This is a genomic window from Desulfosporosinus sp. (genome assembly GCF_014237355.1).
In the GTDB taxonomy this organism is placed as follows: Bacteria; Bacillota; Desulfitobacteriia; order Desulfitobacteriales; family Desulfitobacteriaceae; genus Desulfosporosinus.
On the sequence record NZ_JABZFS010000033.1, the window covers coordinates 1 to 2,330 of the forward strand.

The 2,330-nt window shown below is 40.0% G+C and carries 3 protein-coding genes and 1 other annotated feature; all 3 genes read left to right on the forward strand.

Going from position 1 to position 2,330, the window contains the following annotated elements:
* Positions 1 to 195: TRAP transporter large permease subunit (locus HGJ98_RS06590; protein WP_291350272.1), on the forward strand; the 195-nt coding region annotated here is incomplete at its 5' end.
* A 178-nt stretch (positions 196 to 373) separates the two neighbouring features.
* Positions 374 to 429 (forward strand) — a sequence feature (sodium ion sensor (DUF1646 type); this cis-regulatory element may regulate processes involved in with the transportation of sodium ions).
* 138 nt (positions 430 to 567) lie between these two features.
* Complete coding sequence (locus tag HGJ98_RS06595; RefSeq protein ID WP_291350273.1) at positions 568 to 1,602, forward strand: DctP family TRAP transporter solute-binding subunit; 1,035 nt, start codon at positions 568 to 570, stop codon at positions 1,600 to 1,602.
* A gap of 291 nt (positions 1,603 to 1,893) precedes the next feature.
* A partial coding sequence (locus HGJ98_RS06600) for a TRAP transporter small permease (RefSeq protein WP_291350274.1) occupies positions 1,894 to 2,330 on the forward strand: 437 nt, incomplete at its 3' end.

Here is a 2,330-nt window from a genome sequence, read left to right on the forward strand (position 1 = left end):
GTCAATATGGAATTGGCGATGATTACTCCCCCGGTTGGCTTAAATCTATTTGTAGTTAGTTCAATGGCTAAGCAGCCTCTCGGAGAAGTTGTCCGAGGAGTAATTCCCTTCATTGTCTTAATGATTGCTGCTATGGGCCTGTTTGTGTTCTTCCCGGAGCTATCACTCTATATTCCGCGAGTATTGATGGAGTAGCAGAATCGAAATATTGAAATTCCAGAAATCAAATTAAGATGATTGCGACCAATAAGACCAAAAAAATCAAAAGGAACAAAAGTATTGAGAATAGTCAGAAAATATAGTAAAGTATCAATATTCAATAATATGGTTCGGAAAGGATACAGAAATAGAGCCTAGAAATACGTTTATTGCGTGTTGGACGGATCTGCACGATTCGTTTTCAAGGTTTGACTTTTGGGGTGGAAAGTCGATTGTTTTGCAATTCGATTTTCCGCTATATTTTTTAAAATCTGAGACTATTAAACGATCCGAATTTAAGGAGGTGAGGAAAGGGCGTTTAGGAACCGAAGTGAGCATACGTAGAATGAAATGTGAGGGGGAAATAAAATGTTTAGAAAAAAACCATTGGCAGTAGCTTTAAGTACGGTACTAGTCTTAGCCCTTTCTTTAGTTGGGTGTGGGTCAAAACCCACCGCGTCAGGAGGAGATAAAGAAGCAGAGCCGATTATTGTCAAGTTTGCCCATGTAGTAACTCCTGATACTCCAAAGGGGCAGGCTGCTCTAAAGTTTAAGGAATTAGCGGAACAAAAGACGAATGGAAAGGTGAAAGTAGAAGTCTATCCATCATCCCAGCTCTATGGAGATAAAGAAGAATTAGAAGCTGCCCAATCGGGTAATGTTCAAATTATTGCTCCGTCAGTCACTAAATTAGTTGGTTTGAACCCCAAATTCCAATATACGGATCTTCCGTTCTTATTCCCTGATAATGAAGCGGTCTATAAATTCTTTGCTTCAGATCAAATGAAGGGGCTTATGAATTCCTTGGATAAGTATAATCTGCAAGGGTTGGCGATCTGGCCTAATGGCTTTAAGCAGTTTACCAATAATAAGCGTCCCTTAGTCTCCCCAGCAGATTTTAAAGGGTTAAAGTTTAGAACTCAAGCTGGAAAAGTGCTGGAAGCTCAGTTCAAATCCTTAGGAGCTGGTTCAGCGACTATTGCTTTTGGAGAAACTTATGCTGCGCTACAACAAGGCACAGTGGATGGACAAGAAAACACCTTTAATAATATTGATACACAGAAATACCAAGAAACACAAAAGTATCTTACAGTCACAAATCATGGTCGACTCGACTATATGATTATTGTCAATAAGAGTTTTTGGGAAGGGCTAGAGCCTGATATTCGCAAAGCCTTGGATGAGTCTATGGCTGAATCAACCACATTTGCTGTTGAACAAGCAGAACTCCTCGATAAAAAGAGTATGGAAAACTTAAAGAACAGCGGCAAAATGGAGTTTACGAACTTGACTCCTGCTCAACTTGCAGTTTTCCAAGAGACAATGAAGCCAGTCTATGCCGAATTTGAAAGTGTACTCAGTAAAGAGTTAATCGATGCTGCAATCAAAGCGGGGCAAAAGTAAGTTGGTAGCTTTCGAATTCAAATAATGATAATGAGGGTTCTTCTAGCAAGAGCCCTTTTTTTAACAGACCCCCATGCCGCAGCGCAGTATCACTGATAAATGAAAAGTATAGTGGCTTTTGTCATTGTTATAAAAGCAACTTAAGCGCTATGTCATCCTGAAGAGGAACGACTGAAGGATCTAGATCCTTCGCTATCGCTCAGGATGACATTAACCTAAACTTATTTCAAGTTTTCTAATCAAAAAATGTGATCGGAAAACGTTTTATTAATAGTAGCAAGGGGTGAGATTATGAAAAGGTTTTGGCAAGTCTTTGAATTTCTTGAGGACATCATTTCAGGGGGGCTTCTTGCAGCAGGTGTTGCGATAATTTTCTACGGTGTCGTTATGCGCTATGTATTTAATGATGCGCGCTCCTGGGTTGATGAGATTTCTCAGTATATGATTATTTGGGGGACGTTAATTGGAACGAGTGTTGCCTTACGAAACGATCATCACATCAAAGTGGATATGTTATTTAATGTCCTGCCGAAGCGTGTGCAGCACTATGTTACGTTGTTCGCGCATACAGTAGGAATCACATTTAGTGTTTTCTTGGGATATTACGGTTACAAATTGGTTTCTTTCACACACAACACAGGGCAAGTATCTACTGACGTTGGAATTCCCCTATATATGGTTTACAGTATTCTTCCGCTGACCGGAGCGCTTTTGACGTTTCGATTTGT

Coding starts and splice junctions, on each gene's coding strand:
- HGJ98_RS06595 (WP_291350273.1), top strand. CDS start 568: ATGTTTAGAAAAAAACCATTGGCAGTAGCTTTAAGTACGGTACTAGTC.